This window comes from Variovorax sp. ISS6 (assembly GCF_056523145.1).
The window spans coordinates 1881549-1906345 of the sequence record NZ_JAWRZC010000002.1; the positions used below are offsets into that span (position 1 = coordinate 1881549).

At 71.0% G+C, this 24797-nt stretch carries 18 protein-coding genes and 2 pseudogenes; 9 read left to right on the forward strand and 11 right to left on the reverse strand.

Features of this window, described 5'->3' with window-relative positions:
* Window positions 1–2 precede the first annotated feature (2 nt).
* From AC1HIL_RS40530 to AC1HIL_RS40540, 3 genes are read right to left on the reverse strand one after another with little or no spacing between them, the layout of a single operon-like run.
* Window positions 3–995, reverse strand: coding sequence for a tripartite tricarboxylate transporter substrate binding protein (locus tag AC1HIL_RS40530; RefSeq protein WP_057592716.1), 993 nt, complete (start codon window positions 993–995; stop codon window positions 3–5).
* Window positions 992–1936 (reverse strand): hydroxymethylglutaryl-CoA lyase, encoded by a 945-nt coding sequence (locus tag AC1HIL_RS40535; RefSeq protein WP_479669337.1) that lies wholly within the window; start codon window positions 1934–1936, stop codon window positions 992–994. The genes AC1HIL_RS40530 and AC1HIL_RS40535 overlap by 4 nt, the downstream gene beginning before the upstream one ends.
* Before the next feature lie 8 nt (window positions 1937–1944).
* Window positions 1945–3141 (reverse strand): CaiB/BaiF CoA transferase family protein, encoded by a 1197-nt coding sequence (locus AC1HIL_RS40540; protein ID WP_479669336.1) that lies wholly within the window; start codon window positions 3139–3141, stop codon window positions 1945–1947.
* Between the two features lie 163 nt (window positions 3142–3304).
* Here AC1HIL_RS40540 and prpR point away from each other — a divergent pair, with 163 nt between their 5' ends.
* Window positions 3305–5269, forward strand: a complete 1965-nt coding sequence (gene prpR / locus AC1HIL_RS40545; protein WP_479669335.1) for a propionate catabolism operon regulatory protein PrpR — start codon at window positions 3305–3307, stop codon at window positions 5267–5269.
* 18 nt (window positions 5270–5287) lie between these two features.
* Here prpR and AC1HIL_RS40550 read toward each other — a convergent pair whose 3' ends face one another.
* Both AC1HIL_RS40550 and AC1HIL_RS40555 read right to left on the reverse strand, forming a co-directional pair.
* On the reverse strand, window positions 5288–6028 hold the full coding sequence (locus AC1HIL_RS40550; protein WP_261211205.1) for a DUF4198 domain-containing protein: 741 nt from the start codon (window positions 6026–6028) through the stop codon (window positions 5288–5290).
* 23 nt (window positions 6029–6051) lie between these two features.
* A complete protein-coding gene (locus AC1HIL_RS40555) occupies window positions 6052–8235 on the reverse strand; it encodes a TonB-dependent receptor (RefSeq protein ID WP_479669333.1) in 2184 nt (727 codons plus the stop codon).
* A 277-nt stretch (window positions 8236–8512) separates the two neighbouring features.
* On the opposite strand from AC1HIL_RS40555, the gene AC1HIL_RS40560 reads away from it, so the two are divergent.
* Window positions 8513–9502, forward strand: coding sequence for a DUF4434 domain-containing protein (locus AC1HIL_RS40560; protein ID WP_296734487.1), 990 nt, complete (start codon window positions 8513–8515; stop codon window positions 9500–9502).
* 8 nt (window positions 9503–9510) lie between these two features.
* Here AC1HIL_RS40560 and AC1HIL_RS40565 read toward each other — a convergent pair whose 3' ends face one another.
* The 5 genes from AC1HIL_RS40565 to AC1HIL_RS40585 form a co-directional block, all read right to left on the reverse strand.
* Window positions 9511–12300: an NfrA family protein gene (locus tag AC1HIL_RS40565; RefSeq protein WP_479669331.1), complete on the reverse strand. Its 2790-nt coding sequence runs from the start codon at window positions 12298–12300 to the stop codon at window positions 9511–9513.
* Window positions 12297–13994, reverse strand: a complete 1698-nt coding sequence (locus AC1HIL_RS40570; RefSeq protein ID WP_261211215.1) for a glycosyl transferase family protein — start codon at window positions 13992–13994, stop codon at window positions 12297–12299. The genes AC1HIL_RS40565 and AC1HIL_RS40570 overlap by 4 nt, the downstream gene beginning before the upstream one ends.
* Window positions 13995–14012: 18 nt before the next feature.
* Window positions 14013–16223, reverse strand: a complete 2211-nt coding sequence (locus AC1HIL_RS40575) for a cellulose biosynthesis cyclic di-GMP-binding regulatory protein BcsB (protein WP_479669330.1) — start codon at window positions 16221–16223, stop codon at window positions 14013–14015.
* 50 nt (window positions 16224–16273) lie between these two features.
* On the reverse strand, window positions 16274–17407 hold the full coding sequence (gene wecB / locus AC1HIL_RS40580) for a non-hydrolyzing UDP-N-acetylglucosamine 2-epimerase (protein WP_261211218.1): 1134 nt from the start codon (window positions 17405–17407) through the stop codon (window positions 16274–16276).
* Window positions 17408–17653: 246 nt separating this feature from the next.
* Window positions 17654–18691 carry an alpha/beta fold hydrolase gene (locus tag AC1HIL_RS40585; protein WP_479669329.1) on the reverse strand — a complete coding sequence of 346 codons (1038 nt, stop codon included), beginning with the start codon at window positions 18689–18691 and terminating at the stop codon, window positions 17654–17656.
* Window positions 18692–18975: 284 nt separating this feature from the next.
* On the opposite strand from AC1HIL_RS40585, the gene AC1HIL_RS40590 reads away from it, so the two are divergent.
* The 3 genes from AC1HIL_RS40590 to AC1HIL_RS40600 all read left to right on the forward strand — a co-directional run bounded on the left by AC1HIL_RS40590 (window position 18976) and on the right by AC1HIL_RS40600 (window position 19928).
* The gene (locus AC1HIL_RS40590) at window positions 18976–19269 is read left to right on the forward strand and encodes a hypothetical protein (RefSeq protein WP_057594654.1); all 294 of its coding nucleotides are present in this window, start codon (window positions 18976–18978) and stop codon (window positions 19267–19269) included.
* Window positions 19266–19553, forward strand: a complete 288-nt coding sequence (locus AC1HIL_RS40595; RefSeq protein WP_057594655.1) for a type II toxin-antitoxin system RelE/ParE family toxin — start codon at window positions 19266–19268, stop codon at window positions 19551–19553. Before AC1HIL_RS40590 ends, AC1HIL_RS40595 begins: the two co-directional genes overlap by 4 nt.
* 135 nt (window positions 19554–19688) lie before the next feature.
* Window positions 19689–19928, forward strand: coding sequence for a hypothetical protein (locus AC1HIL_RS40600; protein ID WP_057594656.1), 240 nt, complete (start codon window positions 19689–19691; stop codon window positions 19926–19928).
* A gap of 42 nt (window positions 19929–19970) precedes the next feature.
* Here the strand turns inward: AC1HIL_RS40600 and AC1HIL_RS40605 are convergent, their stop codons facing one another.
* A complete protein-coding gene (locus tag AC1HIL_RS40605; protein WP_479669328.1) occupies window positions 19971–20834 on the reverse strand; it encodes a LysR family transcriptional regulator in 864 nt (287 codons plus the stop codon).
* A gap of 26 nt (window positions 20835–20860) precedes the next feature.
* Here AC1HIL_RS40605 and AC1HIL_RS40610 point away from each other — a divergent pair.
* The 4 genes and pseudogenes from AC1HIL_RS40610 to AC1HIL_RS40625 all read left to right on the forward strand — a co-directional run.
* Window positions 20861–20989 (forward strand): annotated as a pseudogene (locus AC1HIL_RS40610) (SDR family oxidoreductase); the annotation flags it as partial.
* Between the two features lie 105 nt (window positions 20990–21094).
* Window positions 21095–21746, forward strand: a pseudogene (locus tag AC1HIL_RS40615) (nitroreductase family protein).
* A gap of 65 nt (window positions 21747–21811) precedes the next feature.
* Window positions 21812–22699: a LysR family transcriptional regulator gene (locus tag AC1HIL_RS40620; RefSeq protein WP_057594658.1), complete on the forward strand. Its 888-nt coding sequence runs from the start codon at window positions 21812–21814 to the stop codon at window positions 22697–22699.
* A gap of 94 nt (window positions 22700–22793) precedes the next feature.
* On the forward strand, window positions 22794–24797 hold the full coding sequence (locus AC1HIL_RS40625) for an aconitase family protein (protein WP_479669327.1): 2004 nt from the start codon (window positions 22794–22796) through the stop codon (window positions 24795–24797).

A 24797-nucleotide genomic window follows, 5' to 3' on the forward strand; every position in this document is an offset into this window, starting at 1 on the left:
CGTCACTCGGCCCGGATGCCGCCGCGTTGCGCGACCTGCGTCCACTTCTTCGTCTCGGCCGCGAGGAAGCTGCGGAACTCGGCCGGCGGCGTGAGCGTGATGTGCGCGCCCTGGTCCTCCATCTGCTTGAGCACGGCCGGGTCGGCCGCCACCTTCTTCAGGTCCTGGTTGATCTGCGCCACGATGGGCGCGGGCAGGCCGGCCGGGCCGAACAGGCCATACCAGCTCAGCGATTCCACGCCGTCGAGGCCGGCCTCCTTGAAGGTCATCGCATCGGGGAACAGCGCCATGCGCTGCGTGTCGGCCACGCCGACCACGCGCAGCGCGCCCGAGCGCACGTGGGGCAGGGCGGTCAGCACGCTGGTCACGCCCATCGGCAGGTGGCCGCCGATGATGTCGACCATGATCGGCGCGCCGCCCTTGTAGGGCACGCCGGTCGATTGCAGCTTGCCGGCCTGGCGGATCATCTCGCCGGTCAGCCGGGTCTGGCCCTCGGAATAGCCCACGCCCAACGGTTCCTTGCGCGCGGCCTCGATCACGTCGCGCAGCGTCTTGTAGGGGCCGTTGGCCTGCACCACCAGCACCGAGGGCGAGTTCGCGATGTTGGTGATCGGCGTGAAGGCCTTGTCGGTGTCGTAGGGCAGGCTCTTCATCAGCACCGGGTTGACCGCGTGCGAACCCACCACCAGCAGCAGCGTGTGGCCGTCGGCAGGCGCGCGCGCGACGAAGTTCGAGCCGATCACGCCGTTGGCGCCGGTGCGGTTGTCCACCACCACCGATTGGCCCCACAGGTCCGACAGGCGCTGCGCCATCAGCCGGCCCACGATGTCGGTGCCGCCGCCCGCGGAATAGGGCACGACCAGCGTGACGGGCTTGGTCGGGAACTTGGCGGCCGGTGCTTGCGCCCAGGCGCCGGCCGAGGCCATGGCGGCCAGCGCGGCGAGTGCCGTGCGGCGGGTGGGATGCGCGGTGAAGGGAGTCGATGGGTTCGTCATGTCGTTGCTGTCTCCGGGGATGTGTTGTTGGATGAATTCGTCTTCTCGCGCTGGCGCCGCAGCCAGGCGATCGCGCGGCCGCCGAGCGGGCGCTGCAGCCGTTCCTGCGCGAAATCGATCGCCTCGAGCAGGCCGTCGAGCGAGATGCCGGTCGCAAAACCGCTGCGCTCGGCCATCAGCACCAGGTCTTCGGTGGCGAGGTTGCCGGCGGCACCGGGCGCGAACGGGCAGCCGCCGATGCCGCCCACGCTGGCGTCGAAGCGGCGGATGCCGGCCTCGAGCGCGGCCCAGGCATTGGCGACCGCCATGCCGCGCGTGTCGTGCAGGTGGATCGCGAGCCGCTCGGGCGCGATCGCTTCGGCGAGCACGCGCATGCGCTGCTTCACCATGCCCGGCGAGGCCGAGCCGATGGTGTCGGCGATCACGATCTCGCCGGCGCCCGCGGCCTGCATGCGTTGCGCGAGGCGAAGCACCTCGGCCAGCGGGGTCTCGCCCTCGAACGGGCAGTCGAAGGCCACGGCGACGTAGGCGCGCGTGCGCAGGCCCAGCGCTTGCGCCGCGGCCAGCGTGCGTTCGCTGACCTCGGTCGCCTGCTCCAGGCCCATGTTGATGTTGCGCTGGTTCATGGTCTCGGTGGCCGAGAGCACGACCGCGATCTCGGCCGCGCCGGCCGCATGCGCGCGCTCCAGCCCCTTGAGGTTGGGCACCAGCACCGAGCAGCGCAGCGCGGGCAGCGCGGCGTGCACCAGCGGCAGCAGCTCGGCCGCGTCGGCCATCTGCGGCACGGCCTTGGGCGACACGAAGCTGGTGGCCTCGACGCTGCGCACGCCGGCGGCCGCGAGCAGTTGCACCAGGCGCAGCTTGTCGTTGGCGCCCAGGTGCACCGGCTGGTTCTGCAGGCCGTCGCGCGGCGCGACGTCGGTGATGTGGATGGCTTCCATCGGCATCTTCAGGCGATGGTGCCGGCCTGGCGCAGCGCGTCCAGCTTCGCGTCGGAATAGCCGACCCAGTCGCCGAGCACGCGGCGCGTGTGCTCGCCGAGCGACGGCGGGCTGCCGTAGGCCTTCGGCGCGGCGGCCGAGAGCTTGATCGGGTTGCCCGGCATGCGCACGGTCTCGCCGGTGTGCAGCCGCACCTCGACCACCATGTCGCGCGCCAGCACCTGCGTGTCGCCGAGCGCCTGCGCGAAGTCGTTGACCGGTCCGCACGGAATGCGCGCCTCGCGCAGCCGCGCGAGCCAGTGGGCGGTCGGCTGCTTGCGCAGCTCGCCGGCGATCAGCGCGTCGATCCCGGCCTTGGCCGCGAAGCGCACCGGCTGCTGCCGGTAGGCCGGGTCGCGCAGCTCCGGCAGGTCGATGAACTCGACGAAGCGCTCGAAGAAGGGGTCGCCGATGCAGGCGATGATGATGTGGCCGTCGGCCGTGGGATAGCTGTTGTAGGGCACGTGCACGAAGTGGCCGTTGCCGATGCCCGCGGGCACGTGGCCCGACATCAGGTGCATGGTCGCCATGTAGTTGAGCAGCGAGATCTGCGCGTCGAGCATCGAGATGTCGACGTGCTGCCCGCGCCCGGTGCGCTCGCGCTCGGCCAGCGCCGCCAGCACGCCCATCGCGCCGAACATGCCGCCGCCGAGGTCGCCGATCGGGATGCCGCTGCGCGTGGGGCCGCTCTCGGGCGTGCCGGTGATCGACATGCCGCCGCCCATCGCCTGCACCACCTGGTCGAAGGCCGGGCGCTGCGTCTCGGGGCCGGTCTGGCCGAAGCCCGTGACCGAGCAGGTCACGATGCGCGGGTTGACCTGCGACAGCGATTCGAAGTCGATGCCCAGGCGCTGCGTGACGCCGACGCTGAAGTTGTCGAACACCACGTCGGCCCGGCGCACCAGGTCGAGGAACACGACCTTGCCCTCGGGGCTCTTGAGGTCCACGCAGACGCTCTCCTTGTTGCGGTTCAGCGTGAGGTAGTAGGCGCCCATGCCGCCGCGTGCGTAGTCGGGATCGTTCTCCAGCAGGCGTCGGGTGCCTTCGCCGCTGCCGGGCGGCTCGACCTTGATGGTGCGCGCGCCGAGGTCGGCCAGCAGCATGGTGCCGTAGGGGCCCGACAGCATGTGCGTCAGGTCGAGCACCGTGATGTGTTCGAGTGCCAAGTCGTGTGTCTCCTGAAAGACCTTGGTGTTGCACGGCATGTGCCAGCGCATGGGGCTGGAGGCAAGTCGTTGATGTGAAAGGATATTTTTCAAGAGACTCGGGTTTTCACTGTGTCTTGTGCGACATGGATGAAACGCTTGGCATGTTTCAATGCAACGCATGATGGAACGCCCGCTCCCCTCCGACCCGGCCTCGCCCGCGCGCCGCGGCCTGCCGCGCCTGTGCTTCCTGAGCTACCGCCAGATCCGTGAATTCGCGCTGCCCGTGGTGGCCGAGTACGTCGGCCGCGCCGAGATCGAGGTGGTCGACGGCACCTTCGGCGACGCGCTCGCGATCGCGCGCGACCGCCTCGAGCGCGGGCTGGTCGATGCCTTCGTGAGCGCGGGCTCGAATGCGAGCATCCTGCGCGCCGGTCTCGAGGCGCCGGTCGCGACGATCCAGCTCGGCGGCTTCGACCTGATGCAGGCGCTGATCAAGGCGCGGCGCATCGCCAAGCGCGTGGGCGTGGTGATGTACGGCCAGACCATTCCCGAGCTCGACGAGGTCAAGGACCTGCTCAACATCGAGGTCAGCCAGTACGCCTACCGCACGCCCGACGACGCGCGCCAGCGCTTCGAGTCATTGCGCCGCGAGGGCTTCGACGTGATCGTGGGCTCGAGTCTGGTGGTGGAGCTGGCCCAGCAGGCGGGGCTGCACGGCCTGCTGGCCTATTCGCTGTCGAGCATCCGCAAGGGCTTCGAGGACGCGATGGAGCTCGCGCGCGTGGCGCGGCTCGAGGCCGGGCGCTACGAGCAGCTCAACGGCGTGCTGCACAACCTGCAGGAGGCGGTGCTCGCGGTCGACCGCGACAACCGCATCATCGCGGTCAACCCGCCGATGCAGCTGCTGCTGGGCCATGCGCCCGCGCGCCTGCTGGGCCGCTCGCTCGAGGTGATGCAGCCCGAGCTGTCGCTGCGGGCCACGCTCGACCAGGGCCTGGAGGAACGTGCGCTGGTGCAGCGCTTCGCGCAGCGCGACTGGGTGGTGAACCGCACGCCGATCCGCGAGCACGGCGAGATCGTCGGCGCCGCGCTCACGCTCTACGACGCGCGCGCGATCCAGGAGGCCGACACCAGCCTGCGCATGCAGCACGGCCGCCGCCAGAGCGCGGCGCGGCATCGCTTCGCGAGCCTGGTGGGCCACAGCCCGGCTTTCGCGCGCGCCGTGCAGACCGCGCAGCGCTTCGCGCGCAACGACCTCACGGTGCTGATCGCGGGCGAGAGCGGCGTGGGCAAGGAGCTGTTCGCGCAGTCGATCCACAACGAGAGCACCCGCGCGGGCCGGCCCTTCGTGGCGGTGAACTGCGCGGCCTTTCCCGAGGCGCTGCTCGAGAGCGAGCTGTTCGGCTACGAGGAGGGCGCCTTCACCGGCTCGCGCCGCGGCGGCAAGCGCGGCCTGTTCGAGACCGCGCACACCGGCACCCTGTTCCTCGACGAGATCGGCGACATGCCGCTGCACCTGCAGACGCGCCTCTTGCGCGTGCTGCAGGAGCGCGAGATCACGCGGCTGGGCGCGACCGCGCCGATTCCCGTCGACGTGCGCGTGATCGCGGCCACGCACCAGCCGCTGCAGCAGATGATCGCCGAGCGGCGCTTTCGCCAGGACCTCTACTACCGCATCAACACCCTGCGCCTGGTGCTGCCGCCGCTGCGCGAGCGCCGCGAGGACGTCGCGCTGCTGGCCCAGGTGCTGGTGGAGCGCTGCCTGCAGCGGCAGGGCCATGGCGCGCTCGATGCGCGGCGTGCGCTGGCACCGTTGATGCCGCGCCTGCTGGCCTATGGCTGGCCCGGCAACGTGCGCGAACTCGAGAACGTGGGCGAGCGCATCGCCGTGTTCCTCATGCAGTTCGAGCGCATCGAGGAGATTCGCTGGGAGGAGCTGCGGCACGAGTGCCCGGAGCTGTTCGCGGACGAGAGCGCCGTGCCGGTCGAGGTGAGCGGTGTGCCCGCGAAATCGCAGTGGCGCGAACTGCTGGCCGCGAACGGCGGCAACCGGCAGCAGACCGCGCGGCAGCTGGGGGTGAGCCGATCGACGTTGTGGCGGTGGGTGCGGGAGATGGAGGGCGCGACCGACGATCCGCCCGCGTAGAACGCGGGCGGCGATCGATCACTTGTTCGGCGCCGCCGCAGGCCCCGCCGGCAGCGCCGCGATGCCGTCCGCCTTCACGTACGTCAGCGTCGTCACGTAGCTCACGCTGTCGAACTTCTCGGGACCGTTGGCACCGGGCCGCTCGCCGGCCACGGCATCGCTGACGCTGACCTCGGCCACGTAGGTGCCCTGCCACGGCAGGTCGAACTTCACCAGGCCCTGTTCGTCGGTGTGGCCTTCCTTGGCCCAGCCCGATTGCGTGACCAGCGCGACCTTGGTCTTGGCCTTGGGCTGGCCCTTGAAGAACAGCTTGAACTCGCCGGCATTGCCCGCGGGCACGATGTCGAGCACCAGCTTCGGTTGCAGCGGCGCGAAGCCGGTGACCAGGCGCGCGGCCGGGTGGTAGCGGCCGACGGTCTGCTTGTCGCCCTGCTTGCGGTTGAACAGCGGATAGCCCGCGTCCTCGGCCACGATGCTCTCGCCGGCCGCGGCGCCGAAGGGCAGCGCGAAGCCGCTGGCGGTCTTCTGCGCGTCGACGCTCTGCTCGCCCCTGGCCGACACCAGGGTGGCGGTGGGCTTGCCGAACTTGTCGAGCAGGCCCGGCGAGACCTCGCGCAGGTTCTCGCCGAACTCGCCGAAGCGCACGACGGCGGTCTTCTCGCCGGCCGGCTGCTCGATCCAGATCTGGTGCGCCTGCGCGGCACCCGCGAGGCCCAGCAGGGCGAAGGCGGCGGTGGCGATGGCGGTGATGCGGTTCATGCGTAAAGCTCCTTGGTTCAGGTTCAGAAATCGACGGTGGCCGACAGCATCAGCGTGCGCGGCGCGCCCACGGTGACGTAGGTGCTGGTCACCCAGTAGTTCTTGTCGAACACGTTCTCGAGGTTGGCGCGGAAGGTCACGGGCTTGCCGCCCATCTTCGTGGCGTAGCGCGCGCCGATGTCGAGTCGCGTCCAGGCCGGCACGCGCAGGATGTTGGCGGCGTCGGCATACACGGAAGACGTGTGGATCACGCGGCCGTTCAGGCTCAGGCCCGCCACCCACGGCGTGTCCCAGTCCAGGCCCAGGTTGAAGGTGCGGTTGGGCACGCCGGCCGCGTCCTTGCCCTGGTTGGTGCCGCCCGCGGTGCGCGTGAGCTTGGCGTCGTTGAAGGCCGCGCTGGCCATCACGCGCAGGCCCTGCTGGAGCTCGCCGTAGGCCGTGAGCTCGAGGCCGCGGTTGCGCTGCTCGCCGCCGAAGCTGTAGACCAGCGTGGCCGGGTCGGTGAGGGCATTGGGCCGCGTGATCTGGTAGACGGCGGCCTGCGTCGTGAGGCGGCCCCAGTCGACCTTCACGCCGGCTTCGTACTGCTTCGACTTCTGCGGCGCGAAGGTCTCGCCGACGTTGGCGGTGCCCGGGCCGGCGGTGCCGCCGCGCGTGAGGCCGGCCGTGTAGTTGGCATAGACCGAGACGTTCTGCACCGGCTTGAACACCAGGCCCACCAGCGGCGAGGTCGCGCTGGCCTTGTAGCGGCTGGTCGACGCGCCCGAGGTCTGCGAGAAGCTCTCCTGCTCGATGGTCTGGTCGCGCAGGCCCAGCGTCGCGAGGAAGCGGCCGTCGGCGAAGGACATGGTGTCGGCCAGCACCACGCTCGACTGCTTGAGCTCGGCCGACTTCACCGCGGGCGTGCGCGGCGTGGTCACCAGCGGCAGTGGAGAGGGAAAGTACAGGCTCGACGGATTCGTGGTGCGCGAGGTCGCGTAGAAGAAACCCGACTCCTGGTCGAGCAGGTTCACGCCGAGCGCCACCGTGTGGCCCACGCTGCCGGTCTTGAACTTCGTGCGCACGCCGGCGTCGGCCGCGGTGGTCTTGCTGTAGAAGTCGTAGTAGGCGTTCGAGACGTTGAAGCTGCCCAGCGAATTGGGCCGGCCGCTCGGGAACACCTGCTGGTAGTCGAGGTCGGTGTAGCCCACGCTGCCGTAGACCATGGTGCTGTCGCTGATGTCGTACTCGATGCGCGAGATGGCTGTTTTGACGTTGTCGTTCAGCTCGGTGCCCGGGTAGAAGTTCAGGCGCGCCGACGGCGGTTCGGGAATGCGCGTGATGCCGGCCGCGAAGCTGGTCTGCGGGCGGAATTCGCGCGTCTCGCCCTTGCTCGCGAAGGCGTCGAGCGACCAGCGCAGGCGCGTGCCGAGGTAGTCGAGGCCCAGCGAGCCGAGGCCGAGCTTCTGCTTGCCGTTGTCGATGTTGCCCTCGCCGTTGCGGAACACGCCGTTGACGCGCACGCCCCACTGGTTCTCGTCGCCGAAGCGGCGGCCCACGTCGAGGTGCGTGCCGAGCTGGCCCTTGCTCATGTAGGTGGTGGTCAGGCGCGTGAGCGGCACGTCGGCCGCGCGCTTGGTCACCACGTTGATGCTGCCGCCCACGCTGCCGCTGGGGCCGACGCCGTTGGCCAGCGCGCCCGGGCCCTTGAGCACCTCGACGCGCTCGATCATCTCGAGCGGCACGCGCGTGGTGGGCGTGAGGCCGAACAGGCCGTTGAGCCCGATGTCGGCGTTGGGCACGGTGAAGCCGCGGATCTGGAAGTCGTCGCCGAAGCCGCCGCGCGAGGTCAGCGGGCGCACCGAGGCGTCGTTCATCACCACGTCGGCCACGCTCAGCGCCTGCTGGTTCTGGATCAGCTCGGCCGTGTAGTTGGTGGTGCTGAAGGGCACGTTCATCAGGTCGGTGATGCCCAGGATGCCGAGGCTGCCGCCGCGCGCGAACTGGCCGCCGGCATAGGTCTTCTGCAGGCCGCCGATGGCTTCGGCTTCACCGGAGACGACGACTTCGCCGAGCTGGCCCGTCGCGGGCGCGGTGGCGGTCTGGGCCGCGGTGCCGGCGGCGGCGAAAGCCAGGCAGGCGGCCAGGCAATGGCGTGCCAGGGGGCGGAGGGAAGAGGGAGGAAGGGTGGAGGCGGTGCGGGAGGCGGGAGCGGAACGGGAGGACATCGGTCGGGGATCGGCGAGAAAGAGCAGGCACCGGCGAGCCGGTGCGGGGGCGGGGCGAGGTCGGAAACGGGGCGGCACGACGCTGGCGGGCCAGCGTGGCCGGGCTCTGGCGAGCTTGTTATGAATGAAAACTATTCTCATCATAGGTTGGCGTTGCTGCAAACCTTCCTATGCCTTTTGACCTTTGTGGACAAATGTGTCCTCGAGACCACAGCGACCTGCGGCCCGCCGCCGGAGCGCGAAGCCGTCGCGCGGGACGCGCCGATACTGTGGCCCGATGTCTTTTCTCCCCGCGCCCTTGCCGCTCCCGCTGCTTCGCCGACGCAGTTGCCTGATGCTGGCCGCGGCCGCCCTGCTGGGCGCCTGCACCGCGCCGCCGCCGAGGTTCCAGGGCAGCTTCCTGCAGCCCTGGAAGAGCCATGAATCGCTTTCCATCGACGAATGGCGGCGCCGGCTGCGCATCACGCGCGCGCTGGGTTGCGACGAGATCGTGTTGCAGTGGAGCGCCCTGTACGGCGGTGCATTCGACTGGACGCTGCCCGACAGCCTGCTCGCCATGCTGTTCGAGGAGGCCGCGCGCGAGGGCATGGGCATCCGCATGGGCCTGCCCTACGACGAGAGTTGGTGGAAGGCCATGGGCTCGAAGGATCCGGCGGTGCTGCCGTCCTTGCTGGCCACCGCGCGCGATCGCTGCCTGCGGTTCATGGAGTCGGCGCGCTGGCCCAAGCTGCCGGGCTTTCGCGGCTGGTACCTGCCCTACGAGCTCGACCAGTACAACTGGGCGACGGCCGAGCGCCGGCAGCAGCTGGTGGACTGGCTCGAAGGGATCGCGACCGTCGCCCGCCGCACGGGCGGCCAGCCGCTTGCGGTGTCGACCTTCTTCAGCCGGCTGCCGACCGAGGGCTCGCTCGCGGACCTGTGGTCTCGGATCCTCGACCGCGTGCCGCTGCGTCCGATGCTGCAGGACGGCGTGGGCGTGGGCGGCATGGACAACCTCGCGGGGCTCGAGCCGCTGCGCGCTCTGTTGCGGCGGCGCGGCGTGGCCTTCGATCTGGTGGTCGAGCTGTTCGAGCAGTTGCCCGCCGCGCCGGGTGGCGAGGAGGGCTTCAAGGCGCGTGCCGCGACGCCCGAGCGCGTGCGGCGGCAGATGGAGATCGCGCGCGGCTATGGCGCGGAGCGCGTGATCGCGTTCGCGATCGATCCCTGGGTGGTGGGCGATACACCCGAGGCGCAGCGGCTGCGCGAGGACTGGGGAGTTCTGCCCTGACCGGACGCCTAGTACGACAGGGTCAGATTCAAGAACACTCCCTTCGCCCGCCCCGCCACCCCTCCCAGCGTGGTCCGATACTGCAAGCTCGCATCCACATGCGAGCGCTGCGCGTTGTAGCGATCCTCGTTGAACCAGTAGCGCAGGTTGATGCCCGCGCCCGCGCCGGCCGACCAGCTCGATCCGCGGTCGGACAGGGCCACGCTGTCGAAGCCCGCGATCGGCACGCCGCTCGCGCGGTTGCGGTTGGAGAACCAGTCCGCGGCGAGCGTGACGTGGGGGAAGAACACGAGGCGATCGTTGTAGTCGGTGACGAAGCTGCGCCCGATGCGCACCTCGCCGGCCGCGAAGCCCTGGCCACGCTTGAGGCGGCCGCTGCCGTCGGCGAGCACGTTGCCGGCGGTGTCGCGCACGGTGTAGGCGGCCGGCATGTCGAGCAGGGTGTAGCCGGCCTGCAGGTAGCCCTCCATGGTGAACCAGCTGCGCGTGTCCACGCGCAGGCCGGTGCCCTCGTAGAAGCCGTAGAGCAGGTAGGCCTGCCAGCCGCCCGAACCCGTGTCGGCGCGGTAGTCGATGGCCGCGGAGCGGTTGTTGAGCTGGCAGCGCAGGCTCGCGGGCGCGGGATCGATGGTGCCGGACCGCGTGGCGCTGCCCAGCATGAACTGCCGCTCGAGGCCGAAGGTGAGGCCGGTCGCGGTGTCGGGCGTGTAGCGCACGCCGAGGGCGCCGCTGGTCGAGGGCAGGCCCGCGATGCCGCGGGTGCGCTGCTCGGGCGTGATGCCGATGCCGCCGCAAGGGTTCTGCACGAGCTGCGCGGCGGTCACGTCGGTGCCGGCGTGCAGGGTGGTCGAGAGGCGGCCGTAGACGTCGAAGATGCTGCGGCTGGTGTTGAGGAAGCCGCTCGGACGCCAGAACACCTCGGTGGTGTTAAAGCTCGCGTTGCCGGGCACGGCCACCGGCTGCCCGGGCAGCCCGAAGGAGGCGGCATGAGCGCCGCGGTAGCCCACGGTGCTGTTGACGCCCCATTCGCGCGAATAGCTGGCGATGGTGCTGCGCAGGTCGTGGAGCTGCTGGCGGTCGAGCGAGAGCCAGCCCACGTCCTCGTCGTCGACGGCCTGGCGCAGCGTGGCGGCCGCGCCGACGCGGTCGCCGGTGCCGGCGGCCGCCTGCGCCTCGTCGAGCAGGTTGCTGCGCGGGGCCTGGCCGGTGTTGCGGGCCGCGACGAAGTCCTGCAGCGCGAGTGCCGGGTCCTTGTTGGCGATGTGCAGGTAGCCGCGCTGGCGCAACAGGGTGGCGTCGGCGGGCTGCGCGGCGATCGCGGTGTCGAGCCGCTGCAGCGCCTGCTGGCGTTCCGCGGTCGTGCCCGCGGCGAGCGTGGTGGTCAGCAGCTTCTGGCGCGATGCGTCGTCGGGCCGTTCGGCCGCGGCCTGCTTCGCCAGCGCAATGGCCTCGGGATAGCGCTTCTGCGCATAGGCCGCGTAGGCACGCGTGGCGGCATCGCCGGCCTTCGGCGAGTCCCAGGGCGCGAGCGCGCAGGCCGGGCCCTCGGGCGTGTCGTTGCAGAGCTTCACGGGCGCATAGGCGGTGACCGGCGGTGTAGCAGGCAAGCCCCAGCCGCTCGCCGCATCCTCGGCCCGCTGGCGGCGCGAGCGCACCTGCGTGTCGTCGGGCGGCAGCGGCGCGAGCAGCGTGCGCGCGCGCTCGCCGTCGCGCGCGGCCAGCGCGAGGTCGGCGCCGATCAGGCGCGCGTCGCGGCGCTGTGCCTCGTCGACCTTCGCGTCGGCGACCATGGCATCGACATCCTGTTGCGCCTCGCCGCCGCGCGACAGCTGCTGGCGCAGGTAGGCGCGTTGCAGTCGCAATGCCGCGCCGTCGTCCTGCGCGGCCATGGCCTCGGTGGTTGCCTGTTCGGCGCCTTCGAGGTCGGGCACGGCCTGCAGCGCATCGATCAGCAACTGCCGATGGCTCGCGACATCGGGTGCGATGCGCACCGCCTCGCGGGCCTCGTCGACCGCCGCGCGCGGCTGCTGGCGCGACAGGGCGTCGTAGGCCTTCTGCGCATGCCGCAGAGCGATCGAACGACTGGCCTGCCGCACGCGCGCGGCGATCTCGGTGGCGTTCGGCGCACCCAGCTCCAGCGCGGTGGCTGCCGCCTGTACGAGTTCATCGGAGCGCTGCTGCCGTGCGAGCGCGTCGAGCCACAGCAGTACCCAGGGACCCTGGCTCGGATCGGCGCGCACCGCTTGTTCGGCCGACCTCGCCGCCTCGGCATCGCGGCCCTCGGCGTAGTCGCGGTAGGCCTGCGCCGCGAGCGGGAAGCCCGCGCGGTAGGCCTCGGTGGCGGGCGTGCCGTCGGCGGGCGTGGCACGCAGGTTGGCCAGTGCCGTACGCAGCGCCGCGTTGCCATGGCCCTGGTCGATGGCACGCTCGGCCGCGCGCGCGGCCTCGTCGTTGCGCCCCAGCTTCTGCAGCGCATACACGCGCAGCAGGTGCACGCGCTGCGCCGCGGGTTGCAGCCGCAAGGCGGCATCGGCGCGCGCGAGCGCGGTCTCGAAGTCGCCGCGGCCATAGGCCTTGAAGGCCTGGTCGGCCAGTTGCCAGGCACGGCCATGCGATGAGCGCTTGCGCGGCGCGGTGCGCGTCGGCGCCGGCGCGGCGCCGGGCGTGGAAGCGGTTGAAGTGGACGTCGAGGGCGAAGGCGCGGCCGGCAGCGAATGGACGGCGGCGAACGCGGGCACCGCGGGCCAGGCCGCGGCCAGCGCGACCGCCAGCAGCGTGCGGTTGTCGAGCCCCTTCATGCCGGCACTCCCTGCGCGCCCTGCGGCGCGAGCGGCGCCAGCACCGAATCGCCGCGCTGGAACGAGATCGCCTCCTCGAGCGTGCCCGCGTCGAGCCAGCCCTGCTCGAGAAGGATGCTGCCGAGCTTGCGGCCCGTGCCGCGCTGGATGGTGAGCGCGTTGTCGAGCTGCGTCTCGTCGATGGCGCGCCACGACAGCAGCACTTCGCCCAGCCGCTGGCGCTGCTGCACCAGCTGATCGGCCGATGGGAAGTCGTGCATGGTCTTGTCCCACACCAGCCGCTTGCCGAACAGCTTGTGCGAGAGGAACAGCTTCCATGCGCGCGCCGCGGCCATGGCGTTGATGAAGTTGCCGATCACCATGCGCGGGATCGACAGCAGCCCGTGCTCCCAGCCATAGAGCGCCGACACGAAATGGAAGCGCTGCGCGAAGCGCAGCAGCAGCGCCACGGCATTGAGCTCCATCACCGTCATGAGCCAGCCGCCCGACTGGAAGATCGACGGGTAGTAGACGGTCCACCAGCCCATGGCGTCGGCGAAGAAGAAGAGGAGGAAATTGAGCATCAGCAAATAGCCGAGGATCGCCACGAAGGCGGTGAACAGGCCCTTGCGGTCGCGGAACAGCAGGTATTTGGTGGCCAGCGAGCCGGCCCAGCCCATCTGCTCCCAGCCCTGCAGGCCGATGCCCAGGGTCCAGCGCGCCTTCTGGCGGTAGGCGGTGCGGAAGGTGTCGGGGAAGTACTCGCGCACGCCCAGCGGCATGCGCAGCGAGCCGAGCTTCTCGCGGCCGGCGCCGAACCAGGCGGTGCGCCGCGTCACGTACTCGACGTCGAACTTGCCGAAGATCTGCTTCATGCCGAGCCGGCCCAGGCGCGCGCCGATGTCGTAGTCCTCGGTCAGGCTGGCGGTGTTGAAGGGCTGGTTGTCGAGCTCCGCGGCCAGCGTCTGCAGCGCGCGGTGCGAGAAGCAGGTGCCGACGCCGGCCGAGGGCACCATGCGCGACAGGCTCTCGCGCACCACGAGGTCCTTGCTGTGCCACTCGGCGAACTCGTCCATGTAGGTGCCGGCCACCAGCTCGAACCAGTGGCGCTCGAGCGAGGTCACGGGCAGCTGGATGAAATCCATGCGCGGCAGCAGGTAGTTGAAGTACTTGAGCTCGAGCGGATGCAGCACGTCCTCGCTGTCGTGCAGCACGACGCCCGCGAAGGGCTCGCCCATGGTGCGCTCGTGCTGGAACAGCGCCTGCACCACCCAGTTGAGGCAATCGGCCTTGCAGGTGGGGCCGTCGTGCGGCACCTCCACGCGCACCAGCTGGCGGTAGCGCCGGCGCATGCGCTCCACTTCGGCGATGGTGCGCGCATCGTTGCGGTAGGTGCCGACGAAGATGGCGTAGTTCTTGTACTCGAGCGTCGACACCATGTTGGCGAGCATCGGCGCGATCACGTCGTACTCGAGCCAGGCCGGCACCATGATGGCCATCGGCTGCTCGCGCGCCGCGCGCAGCTGCGCGGCGGTCAGGCGCCGGTAGCGGCGGCGCACGGTCAGCGAGCGGTAGATCTCGCGCACCCAGTACCAGGCATCGACGAACAGGTCGTCGATGCTCGACAGCAGGATCACCACGCCGACCACCGCGGTCACGATCTCCAGACCGCGGTAGTAGTCGGCCAGCAGGAAGGGTCCGTAGAGCTCGAACATGCGGCTTCGGTCGGGTCCTTACTGCTGCGACTTGCGCGCATGGCGGCGCCGCGCGCGCCAGGCCAGCAGGATCAGCAGCAGCAGCGCGAACACGGCCACGCCGATCACCGGCATGCCCCAGGCGGCGTACGAGCGCCATTCGAAGAACGCGCCTTCGCCGCCGCGGCGCGCGCTCTCGTCCGCGGGATTGCCGCTGTCGAGCCAGCTCACGGGGCCGTCGGCGCCGAGCATCGCGATGTCGCCGCGGTTCAGCACGAAGGGCTTGGTCGGCACCACGGCGCGCGCGCCGATCGGCTGCCACTGCATGCCGTCCTGGCCATGCGCGCGGCTCACCTCGATGGCGCTGAGCTGCGACAGGTCGTCGAGCTCGAGCCACGGCGCCTTGCGGCCATGGATGCGCAGGCTCGCGTCCTTGACCTCCACCTTCGAGGCGGCGCCGTCGACCGCCACCTGCAGCGCGAGGAAGGGCCGGGTCGGCGAGAAGGCGCCGGACTGCGTCACCACCAGCTCGGAGCGCACCGGCGTCACGCCGGCGGCCACGGCCATGCGCACCAGGCGCGCGAGGCTCGCGGGCGCGTCGGCCAGCCAGGCCTGCGGCACGGCGACCTGCGGGTTGCCCGACATCAGCGGCAGCAGGCCGACGAAGCTGCCATCGGGCCGCGCGTCGCCCGCGCGCACGAAACTGGTGGGCAGCACGTTGACCGGGAAGCCCTGCGGCATCTCCTGGCAGTCGTTCGAATAGGGCTGGCGCTGGAAGGACACGCGCACCACGTTGCTCAGGCCCAGCGCATAGCCGGGAATGCGCGCATCGAGGCGCTCGGGTCGGCCATCGGCCTCCAGGAGCTTGGCCGACAGCAGCACGTCGTTCCAGAACACCGAGGCCACGGGACGCGTGGACGAGGCGCCGGGCGCGGCCGCCACGTCGATCACCAGCTCGGAAGGCATGCGGCCGTTGGCCGCGACCACGCCCAGCGGCAGGGTGGCGGTCCACTCGCCGCGCGACACCACGTCGAAGCCGGCCTCGCTGGCGCCGAGGCTGTTGAGGCGGATCGCCGGACGTTCGCTCGCATCGGGCGCGTCGGCCGTGCGCACGCCGGCCTCGCGCGACACCAGCAGGTTGCGCCAGGTCTCGGCGAAGACGCCGGCCGCCTGCGCGCCCGCGTTCTCGGGCACCACGATCACCGGATGCGCGCCCAGCGTGGCGAGGCGCACCTGGCCGGCGCTGCCGGCATCCGCGGCGAGCGCGGTCTGTTGCTCGCGCCAGAGCGCGAAGGCGCGCAGCGCGTCGGCGTCGCCCGCGAACTGCACGGCCAGCGCCTCGAGCGCCTTGGCGATCTGCTGGCGCAGCGCCGTGTCGGCCACCAGCAGATCGCCGCTCGCCGCGGTGGCGCCGAGCACCAGCAGCGCGCCGACCTCGGCCTCGTTCTTGAGTTCGTAGCGCGCATTGCCGCCGGCGAGACCGGCGAAGGCCGGCAGCGCGGCGAGCCCCGCGGGCACCTGCCAGCCCGAGGTGTCGACGACATCGCCGGCCACCGGGAAGGCCTGGATCTGCACGCGGCGGTTGGCCTGCTCGAGCGCAACGCCGAGGCGCCAGGCGCTGTCGTAGCTGGTCTTCGAGAGATTGCGCGAAGCCACCAGCAGGACCGGGCGCGCGGGCAGCGTGGCCCAGGCGTCGGCGAGGCTGGTCAGCGCGCCGCTGTTGAAGCGGTAGTTGAAGCGCGTCTCGGGCGAGATCGCGAGCACGTTGCCGGTCGAGCGCTCGAGTTCGCAGACGCGGCGCGCCACGTTGTTCGACCACTGGACGCCGAGGCGCACGAAGTTCGCCGTGCGCGCGACGCCGGTGTCGACCTTGAGGCTCTGGCTCGCGTCGCCCTCGGCCGCCTCGATGCGGCGCGCCTGCACCGGCCGGCCGTTGACCGTCAGCAGCATCGAGGTGCTGCCGCCCTCGGCCTTGTGATAGCGGCCGCTGAAGTCGATGCTGGCCTCGGTCAATGCAAGGCCGCGCGGCACCGGCAGGTAGAACTCCTGGCGGCTGTCGAAGCCGTTGAGCAGCACGGTGTCGCCGATGCCCAGGTCCGACAGCGCGAAGCTGCGGTTGACCCAGGTCTCGCCCTGAAGGCGCTGCAGCGCGTCGCTCGCGGGGCTGGCGTGCGCGAGGAAGGAGGCGCTCAAGGCGAGCACCGCCGTGGGTGCGAGGAGGGCGAAGCGCCGCGAGAACAGAGAAGGCATGGAAAGACTCGGCAGAAAGACTTGGAAAAAAGAGGGACGGCGCTCGGCGCTCACGGCACGAACTCGGCGGTGTGCCGCTCGCACAGCACGTCCACGATGCGCTGGCTCGCGCGCGCGTCGCCGTAGGGATTGCCGCGACGGCAGAACTCGGCGTGCACGGCGGGGTCGTCGAGCAGGCGGCGCGCCTCGCCCACGATGCGCTCGGGCGAGGTGCCCACCAGCCGCACGGTGCCAGCGGCCACGGCCTCGGGGCGCTCGGTCACGTCGCGCATCACCAGCACCGGCTTGCCCAGCGAGGGCGCCTCTTCCTGCACGCCGCCCGAGTCGGTCAGGATCAGGTAGGCGCGCTGCATGAACCAGACGAAGTCGAGGTAGCCCAGCGGCGCGATCAGGTGCACGTTGGGCAGGCCCGACAGCTGGGCCTTCACCACGTCGTGCACGTTGGGGTTCAGGTGCACCGGGTAGACGATCTGCACGTCGTCGCGCTGCGCCAGCTCGCGCAGCGCGGTGCAGATGTTGCGAAAGCCCTCGCCGAAGTTCTCGCGGCGGTGGCCGGTGACCAGCACCAGCCGGCGCCTGGCATCGACCCAGCCGTGGCGCTTCGCGAGCGTGGCGGCCAGCGGGCGGTCGGACTCGAGCCGCTCGACCGTGGCCGCGAGCGCGTCGATCACCGTGTTGCCCGTGACCCAGATGCGCCCCGGCGGCTTCTCGGCGAGCAGCGCGTCGCGCGAGGAGGGCGTGGGCGCGAACATCCAGCTGCTGACCGAATCGACGAAGCGGCGGTTGAGCTCCTCGGGGAAGGGCGAGCGGATGTCGCCGCTGCGCAGGCCGGCCTCGACGTGGCCGACCGGAATGCGGCGATGGAAGGCGGCCATGGCGCAGGCCGCGGCGGTGGTGGTGTCGCCGTGCACGAGCACGCAGTCGGGCTGCTCGGCCTCGAGCACCGCGTCGGCGCCCGCGATCAGGCGGCCGTAGAGCCCGTTGAGCGACTGGTTGGGCCGCATCACGTCGAGGTCGTGGTCGGCCTCGAGGTCGAACAGCGACATCACCTGGGTCAGCATCTCGCGGTGCTGGCCGGTCACGCACACCGAGCTGCGCACGCGCGGCTCGCGGCGCAGGGCGGCGACGAGGGGGGCCATCTTGATGGCCTCGGGACGGGTCCCGAAGATCGACAGTACGTGCATTTCGAGGAGTCAGTGGCTGGCGCCGACGCACAGCCTCCCCGCGTGTGGACGCAGGGCGGCGGCAAGCCGGACACGAACAAATGAATAAAGGGGTACTCGCGTACCCCCTCAGGGCGGGACCGGTCTGCGCCGTCTGACCCTCGAAGCCGACAGTGTAACTAAAGCTTTAGAAATCTTTCAACAAATGAGAACATAAGTGTCTACTTTTTGGCACTTCTGGATGCCGAGGCGGCGACCAGACCTGGCTCAGACGGCGCGTCGCGCCACGTCCACCACGGCGGTCGCGAAGGCCTGGGGCGCTTCCTGCGGCAGGTTGTGGCCGATGCCGCCGTCGACCTGCCGGTGCTCGTAGAAGCCCGAGAACTTCTTCGCGTAGCTCGCCGGCTCGGGATGCGGCGCGCCGTTGGCATCGCCCTCGAGCGTGATGGTCGGCACCGTGATCGCGGGTGCCTTGGCGAGCCGGTCCTCGAGCGGCTGGTACTGGGCTTCCCCCTCGGCCAGGCCGAGGCGCCAGCGGTAGTTGTGGACCACGATCGCGACGTGGTCGGGGTTGTCGAAGGCGCGCGCGCTGCGTTCGAAGGTCGCGGCATCGAAGTTCCACTTCGGCGAGGCGAGCTGCCAGATCAGCTTCGAGAACGCGTTGCGGTTCCTGTCGTAGCCCAGGCGGCCGCGCTCGGTCGCGAAGTAGTACTGGTACCACCACTGGAACTCGGCTTCGGGCGGCAGCGGATTTTTTCCGGCCTCCTGGCTGCCGATCAGGTAGCCGCTGACCGACACCAGCGCCTTCACGCGCTCGGGCTGCAGCGCCGCCATGATGCAGGCCGTGCGCGCGCCCCAGTCGCAGCCCGCGACCGTGGCGCTGCGGATCCGCAGCGCGTCCATCAGCGCGAAGATGTCGGCCGCCACCACCGACTGCTGGCCGTTGCGCGGCGTGTCGGCCGAGAGGAAGCGCGTGGCGCCGTAGCCGCGCAGGTAGGGCACGATCACGCGGAAGCCCGCGGCCGCGAGCAGCGGCGCGACGTCGACGAACATGTGGATGTCGTAGGGCCAGCCATGCAGCAGCAGCACCGGCGCGCCGTTGGCGGGGCCGGCCTCGAAATAGGCCACGTTGAGCACGCCCGCATCGATGTGCTTGAGCGGCTCGAGGCGCCGCGGCGTGCCGCCGGCGGAAAGCGCGTTCGACTGCGCGAACGCGGGCACGACCGCCGCGAACTGGGCCGTGGCGAGGCCGATGGCGGCCTTGGCGAGGAACGAGCGGCGCTCGAGCGGGGAAGAAAGCGTCATGGGAACTCCTTGCGAATGGTGGTGGATGGCATCGGGCCGAGGGCCTGTCGCGCCGGTGTCGTTTGCGCTGCCTGGCGATCGATGGCGCGGATGTTCATTCGCGGGAGGGGCCGGGGGCCGGGGCTGCGTATCGCTGTGTATCCGGGGTGGGTTTGCAGACAGTAAATTTCGTTTTTCGCGAGGGATGAGCTTCGACCTGAAAGGGCTGAGGGATCGAGGAACGCTTGCGGCAGGGTTTGTTGAGATAATGACGACGTATATACCTGGTCAGTACAAGGAGTGCCATGTCCAAGGAAGCCGTATTCACGATGAAGCTCGAGCCCGAGCTGCGCGACGAGTTCATGGCCGCCGCCCGGGCGCTGGACCGTCCGGCATCCCAGGTGGTGCGCGATCTGATGCGGGAGTTCGTACGCAATCAGCGCGAGGCGCAGGAGCATGAAGCCTTCGTGGCGCGAAAGGTGGAAGCCGGCCGCCGCGACATGCGAGCCGGCGATGGGCGCTCGCATGACGAGGTCGAGGCCGACTTCGCCGTTCGGCGCAAGCAACTGCTCGAGCGGAGCATCAAGGCTGACGCGTGAGGGTTCGTTGGACCCGTCAGGCCGAAGGCGACCGGGAAGAGATCCTGGCCTACATCGCCGCCGACAACGTGCACGCGGCGATCGCGATGGACGAATTGTTCGGCGCCGCCGCTGCCCGGCTGATCGACTTTCCATTGCTCGGCAAGCGAGGGCGGATCGCCGGTACCCGGGAGCTGATTCCGCACGAGAGCTATCGCATGGTCTACGAGGTGGACGATGCCGCGCAAACCGTTTGGGTGTTGACGCTGCTGCACACGGCTCGGCAGTGGCCGCCCGCGCGTTGAGCCGGGCTTGTCGCATCCGCGCGTCCCGCCTGCCGACCCACCCACCCACGCGGGCGGCTCCTACGCGGCGCGGCCGCGCCGTCCATAGACTCGTTTCCAGTCATTGAAGACCTGGACAACGAGAGGACCATCCGAATGAGCTTCGAGGAAAGAATCGACCTGTGGGAACACGCGTTCATCTGCCGTGCGGAACCCGACGGCAGCGGCCGCTACCTGGCGCGGCTCGACTATGCGGGCGGGCCAGCCTTCATCGCCGATGAACTGCCCGCGGACGACCTCGGCCACGGCAGTGCAGAGGAGGCGCTGCGGCAAGCCCAGCTGCAGGCCATGCGATGGGTGCACGACCGCACGGGCGACGCGCAGGGCCATTTCTGACATTTCTGAGCCTCGCGGCTTGAGCGCCGAGTCCCGGCAGGCTCAGGCGGCCGGCGATTGCAGCGCGGCCGCGAGGAAATCCACCAGCGCCGCCACGCGCCGGCTGGGCGCACCGCCGGGGAAGACCGCGAACAGGTCGATCGGCCCGGCCACGTAATTGCCCAGTACCACCTCGAGCGCGCCGGCCGCCAGTTCGTGGCGCATGTCCTGCCGGTTCTTGAAGATCACGCCCGTGCCGTTCACGGCCCATTCGCGCAGCACCGAGCCGTCGCTGGCCTCGCGGTCGCCCGACACCTTGACGTTGAAGGACCGGTCGCCATCGCGAAAGGTCCAGGCCGCGAGCGGCGCGCCGGGCCTTGCGAGCACCAGGCAGTTGTGCTGCGCCAGCTCACCAGGATGGGCCGGCCGGCCGCGCGCGTTCCAGTAGGCCGGCGCGGCGCAGACCAGCCGCTCGCCGGGCACCAGCAGGCGGGCCTGCAGGTTCGAGTCGGGCAGCGGGCCGAAGCGGATCGCGAGGTCCATGTGGGTCTCGATCAGGTCGATGGTGCTGTCGCTGAGATGCAGCCCGATGCGCACCTGCGGATGGCGCTGCTGGAAGGCGTCGAGCAGCGGCCGCAGCTGCGAGCGGCCGAAGTCGTTGGTGGCGGTGACGCGCACCGGGCCCGACAGTTCGCCCTGCTGGCGCAGGCCGCCCAGGGCCGCATCCCATTCCGAGACGATGCGGCGTGCATCCGCCACCAGCGACTCGCCCTCGTGGGTGAAGGCCAGCCGCCGCGTCGAGCGCTGCATGAGCCGCGCGCCCACCTCCTGCTCGAGTTGGTTGATGGCCAGGGTCACGGTCGAGGTGGCAACGGCGCGCCGAGGCCGGCGTGGCGGCCGCGCTGGCGCGGCTGGGCGACGCGGCATCGCGCGCCCACGGCTTCGCTGGCGATCTCATCCGCCGCGCCGCGCGCGTGGAAGAGGTCGCGAACATGATCCTCTACGCCAGCTCCGAGCAGGCCTCGGCCACCACCGGCGCCGCGCTGCGCGTCGACGGCGGCGTGGTCGACAGCATCGTCTAGCGCCTCTTTCTCCCCCGATCCCCTGCGTCCCGTTCCAGCCGCTCGCGCCGCCGCGCGCGGGCGGAGGACGGCACGCGTTCGTCCCTTTCATCCAAGGAGATTTCCATGTCCCATCCGAACCCGATCCTCCAGGCCATCGAAGAGCGCCGCACCACCAACCTATTCGATCCCGCGAGCGGCATCGACGACGAGCGCATCGAGGAGCTGGTGCGCCTGGCCACGACCGCGCCGACCTCGTTCAACCTGCAGAACTGGCGCTTCGTCGCCGTGCGCACGCCCGAGCGGAAAGCGCGGCTGCGCGCCCTGGCCTGGGACCAGGTCAAGGTCAGCGAAGCCGCAGTGACCTTCATCGTCTGCGGCCAGCTCGCCGACCACCGCACGCTGCCCGATCGCCTCGCGGGCGCCGTCGCGGCCGGCTTCATGCCGGCGGAGATGGTCCTGGGCTGGGAGGGCGCCGCGAAGAGCCTCTACTTCGAGCAGCCGCAGCGCCAGCGCGACGAGGCAGTGCGCAGCGCGACCTTCGGCGCCGGCATGCATGATCCATGCGGCGCAGGCGATGGGGCTCGGCTCCGCGCCGATGATCGGCTTCGACGCGCCCGCGGTCGCCGAGGCCTTCGCGCTGGCAGCCGACGAGATCCCGGTGCTGCTGCTTGCCATCGGCCATGCCATGCCCCAGAACTGGCCGCGCAAGCCGCGCAAGCCGCGCAAGCCGCGCCGGCCGCGCCGGCCGCTGGCGCAGGTGCTGCAGCTGGTCTGAGCGGCGGCGCGATCGGCGCGGAGGGCGACTGAGAGAATGCGGCGAAGCCTCCACCCACCCGCTCCATGGCACGCCGCATCGATCCCTACAGCATCCGCCTCTTCGTCGCGGCCGCGCAGGCGGGCTCGATCGCGCGCGCGGCCGAGCGCGAGCACATCGCGGCCTCCGCGCTGGGCCGGCGCATCACCGACCTCGAGCACGCCTTCGGCACCGCGCTGCTGGTGCGCTCGCCGCGCGGCATCGCGCTGACCGACGCCGGCCGGCTGGTGCTCACGCGCGGCATCAAGATCGACGAGGACCTCGAGGCGCTGGCGCGCGAGGTCCAGAGCGAGGGCGGCGAGCTGCGCGGCACGGTGCGGCTGTACGCCAACATGTCGGCCGTGGTCGGCTTCCTGCCCGAGCGGCTGCGGCGCTTCATGCAGGCGCATCCGCAGGCGCGCGTGGCGCTGCACGAGCAGGACACGCGCGACGTGCTGCGCGCCTGCCTCGACGATCTCGCCGACGTCGGCGTCGGCGTGGAGCAGGCGGTGCCGGCCGGGCTCGAGGCCTGGCATTTCGCGCACGATCCGCTGCAGGTGGTGGTGCCCGCGGGGCATGCCTTCGCCGCGCTCGACAGCGTCTCCTTCGCCGCCGTGCTGCGCGAGCCGCTGATCGGCGTGCACCAGGGCGGCGCGCTCGACCGCTCGCTGCACGAGCGCGCCGAGGCCGGCGGCGGCCGCTTCTCGCCCACGGTGTCGGTCAGCAGCTTCGACGCCGTCTGCCGCATGGTCGAGGCCGGGCTCGGCATCGCGATCATCCCGCGCAGCGCGGCCTCGGCCTTCGCGGGCACCGCACGTTTCGAGCGCCGCCCGCTGGACGAGCGCTGGGCCGACCGCAACCTGCAGCTCTACAGCCTGCGCCGCTCGCCGCAGCCGCGCCTGGTGCTCGCGCTGATCGACAGCCTGCGCGGCTGAGCCGGCCGCGGGTTTCACCCGATCACGCGTTTCGCGTGACCCCCTCTGCCGCCTTGGCGCTTCCCGCGCGCCGGCGGCGGCCGCAGCATGCGGCATGCTCCACGACAGACAAGAAGACCCGCCCGGCGACGCGGCGCTTCGCTTCGATCCCCGCATCCTGTTCCTCGGCACCGCGCCCGACGCCATCGAGGCCGTGCTGCGTGGCGAACGCTCCAGCCTGGCCGCGGCCGGCGCGCTGCGCGACGACGTCTCGACCGACGAGATCACGCCGATCGCGATCCTCACGCACTACGACGAGCAGCTCGGCCGCTTTCCCTACACCGGCCTCGAGGTCGACGGCCGCAAGCCGATCGCGCCCGGCGCCATCGCCGCCTCGGGCATCGAGGTCGTGGTGGCGGGCGGGCGCTACGGCAAGGGCTCGTCGCGCGAGCACAGCCCCGCGGCCGAGAAGCTGGCCGGCGTGCGGCTGGTGATCGCGCGCAGCTTCGAACGCATCTATCGGCAGAACGCCGACAACATCGGCCTGTTCACCTCCACCGATTTCGGCCTGGTCGAGCGCATCGAGGCCGGCGAGGCCATCGCCCTCGACGAGCTGCTCGCGGGCCGCGACGCGCTGGCCTGCGCCATCCTGCGCAGCGGCGGGCTGCTGCGCTTCGGCGCCTCGCACCTGCGGCAGCCCGAGGCCGCGCCGGCATCGGACACGGAACGTCCGCGCACGCTGTTCGAGAAGATCGTCGAGCGGCATGCACTCTCGACGCCCGTCACCGGCGGCCGGCCCGCGCCGGGCGACGGCGCCTTCGTGCGCGCCGACCTGCGCTTCATCCACGAGTACTACACCGGCATGGCCGCGCACATGCTGCATGCCGCCTTCGGTCCGCGCCTGGAACTGCACCGGCCCGACAGCATCGTCGTGTTCGAGGACCACACCTCCTACGTGGAGGAAAGCCCGACCCATGTGCGCGGTGGCCTGGTGCCCAACGTGCATCGCATGGTGGAGGCGCAGCGCCGCTTCGCCGCGCAGTACGCGCTGCGCAGCCATCGCACGCCGACCGAGGACGAGGCCGCGCGCGACGACGGCTCGAACGTGGCCGGCATCTCGCATGCGATGGTGGCCGAGCGCCATGCGCTGCCGGGGCAACTGATCGTCGGCACCGATTCGCACACGCCGCACAGCGGCGCGCTCGGCTGCGTGGCCTTCGGCGTCGGCACCACCGACATGGCCAATGCCTTCGTCACCGGCGCCGTGCGGCTCACCATGCCGCGCTCGCTGCGCGTGGAACTCGCCGGCCAGCTCGCCGGGGGCGTGACTGCCAAGGACCTGGTGCTGCACCTGCTGGCGCTGCCCTTCATCCGCGCGGGCGGCGGGGTGGGCATGGTGTTCGAGTTCACGGGCGCCGCGGTGCGGGCTCTGTCCATCGACGAACGCGCGACGCTCACCAACATGACGGCCGAGCTCGGCGGCTTCACCGGCATCGTCGCGCCCGATGAGGAGACGCTGCGCTTCCTGCGCGAGCGGCGCGGCATCGAATTCGAACTCGAGCCGTGGATGCGCAGCGACGAGGGCGCGGTGTACGACCGGACCCTGCATGTCGACTGCGCCGCGGTCGGCGCCATGCTCGCCGCGCCTGGCGACCCCGGCAACGGCTTGCCGCTCGCGGCGCTCGCGGCGCCGGTGCGCGTGGACATCGCCTATGGCGGCTCGTGCACCGCCGGCAAGCGCGAGGACTTCGCGCACTACCACGAGGTGTTGCACTGGGCCGCGTCGCGCGGGCTGCGCGTGGCGCCCGGCGTCGAACTGTTCCTGCAGTTCGGCACCACCGCCGTGCGCGACCACTGCATCGCCGCCGGCTATCTCGAGGCCTTCGAGCGCGTCGGCGCGCGCATCCTGCAGCCCTCGTGCGGCGCCTGCGGCAATTGCGGCCCTGGCGGATCCACGCATGCCGCGCAGGTCACCGTCAGCGCCATCAACCGCAACTTTCCGGGCCGCGGCGGTCCCGGCAGCGTCTGGCTCGCGAGCCCGCCCACGGTGGCCGCGAGCGCGATCGCGGGCGAGCTGTTGTCCTTCGCGCAGCTGCGCGCAAGGCATGGCGAGGCCTGA

Excerpts from the sequence above, each read along its gene's own strand:
- AC1HIL_RS40620 (WP_057594658.1), top strand. The coding sequence starts at position 21,812 with ATGGCACGCCGCATCGATCCCTACAGCATCCGCCTCTTCGTCGCGGCC.
- AC1HIL_RS40585 (WP_479669329.1), bottom strand. The coding sequence starts at position 18,691 with ATGACGCTTTCTTCCCCGCTCGAGCGCCGCTCGTTCCTCGCCAAGGCC.
- AC1HIL_RS40535 (WP_479669337.1), bottom strand. The coding sequence starts at position 1,936 with ATGGAAGCCATCCACATCACCGACGTCGCGCCGCGCGACGGCCTGCAG.
- AC1HIL_RS40600 (WP_057594656.1), top strand. The coding sequence starts at position 19,689 with ATGAGCTTCGAGGAAAGAATCGACCTGTGGGAACACGCGTTCATCTGC.
- AC1HIL_RS40530 (WP_057592716.1), bottom strand. The coding sequence starts at position 995 with ATGACGAACCCATCGACTCCCTTCACCGCGCATCCCACCCGCCGCACG.
- AC1HIL_RS40575 (WP_479669330.1), bottom strand. The coding sequence starts at position 16,223 with ATGCCTTCTCTGTTCTCGCGGCGCTTCGCCCTCCTCGCACCCACGGCG.
- AC1HIL_RS40590 (WP_057594654.1), top strand. The coding sequence starts at position 18,976 with ATGTCCAAGGAAGCCGTATTCACGATGAAGCTCGAGCCCGAGCTGCGC.
- AC1HIL_RS40570 (WP_261211215.1), bottom strand. The coding sequence starts at position 13,994 with ATGTTCGAGCTCTACGGACCCTTCCTGCTGGCCGACTACTACCGCGGT.
- AC1HIL_RS40605 (WP_479669328.1), bottom strand. The coding sequence starts at position 20,834 with ATGCCGCGTCGCCCAGCCGCGCCAGCGCGGCCGCCACGCCGGCCTCGG.
- AC1HIL_RS40565 (WP_479669331.1), bottom strand. The coding sequence starts at position 12,300 with ATGAAGGGGCTCGACAACCGCACGCTGCTGGCGGTCGCGCTGGCCGCG.
- AC1HIL_RS40550 (WP_261211205.1), bottom strand. The coding sequence starts at position 6,028 with ATGAACCGCATCACCGCCATCGCCACCGCCGCCTTCGCCCTGCTGGGC.
- AC1HIL_RS40560 (WP_296734487.1), top strand. The coding sequence starts at position 8,513 with ATGTCTTTTCTCCCCGCGCCCTTGCCGCTCCCGCTGCTTCGCCGACGC.
- wecB (WP_261211218.1), bottom strand. The coding sequence starts at position 17,407 with ATGCACGTACTGTCGATCTTCGGGACCCGTCCCGAGGCCATCAAGATG.
- prpR (WP_479669335.1), top strand. The coding sequence starts at position 3,305 with ATGGAACGCCCGCTCCCCTCCGACCCGGCCTCGCCCGCGCGCCGCGGC.
- AC1HIL_RS40555 (WP_479669333.1), bottom strand. The coding sequence starts at position 8,235 with ATGTCCTCCCGTTCCGCTCCCGCCTCCCGCACCGCCTCCACCCTTCCT.
- AC1HIL_RS40625 (WP_479669327.1), top strand. The coding sequence starts at position 22,794 with ATGCTCCACGACAGACAAGAAGACCCGCCCGGCGACGCGGCGCTTCGC.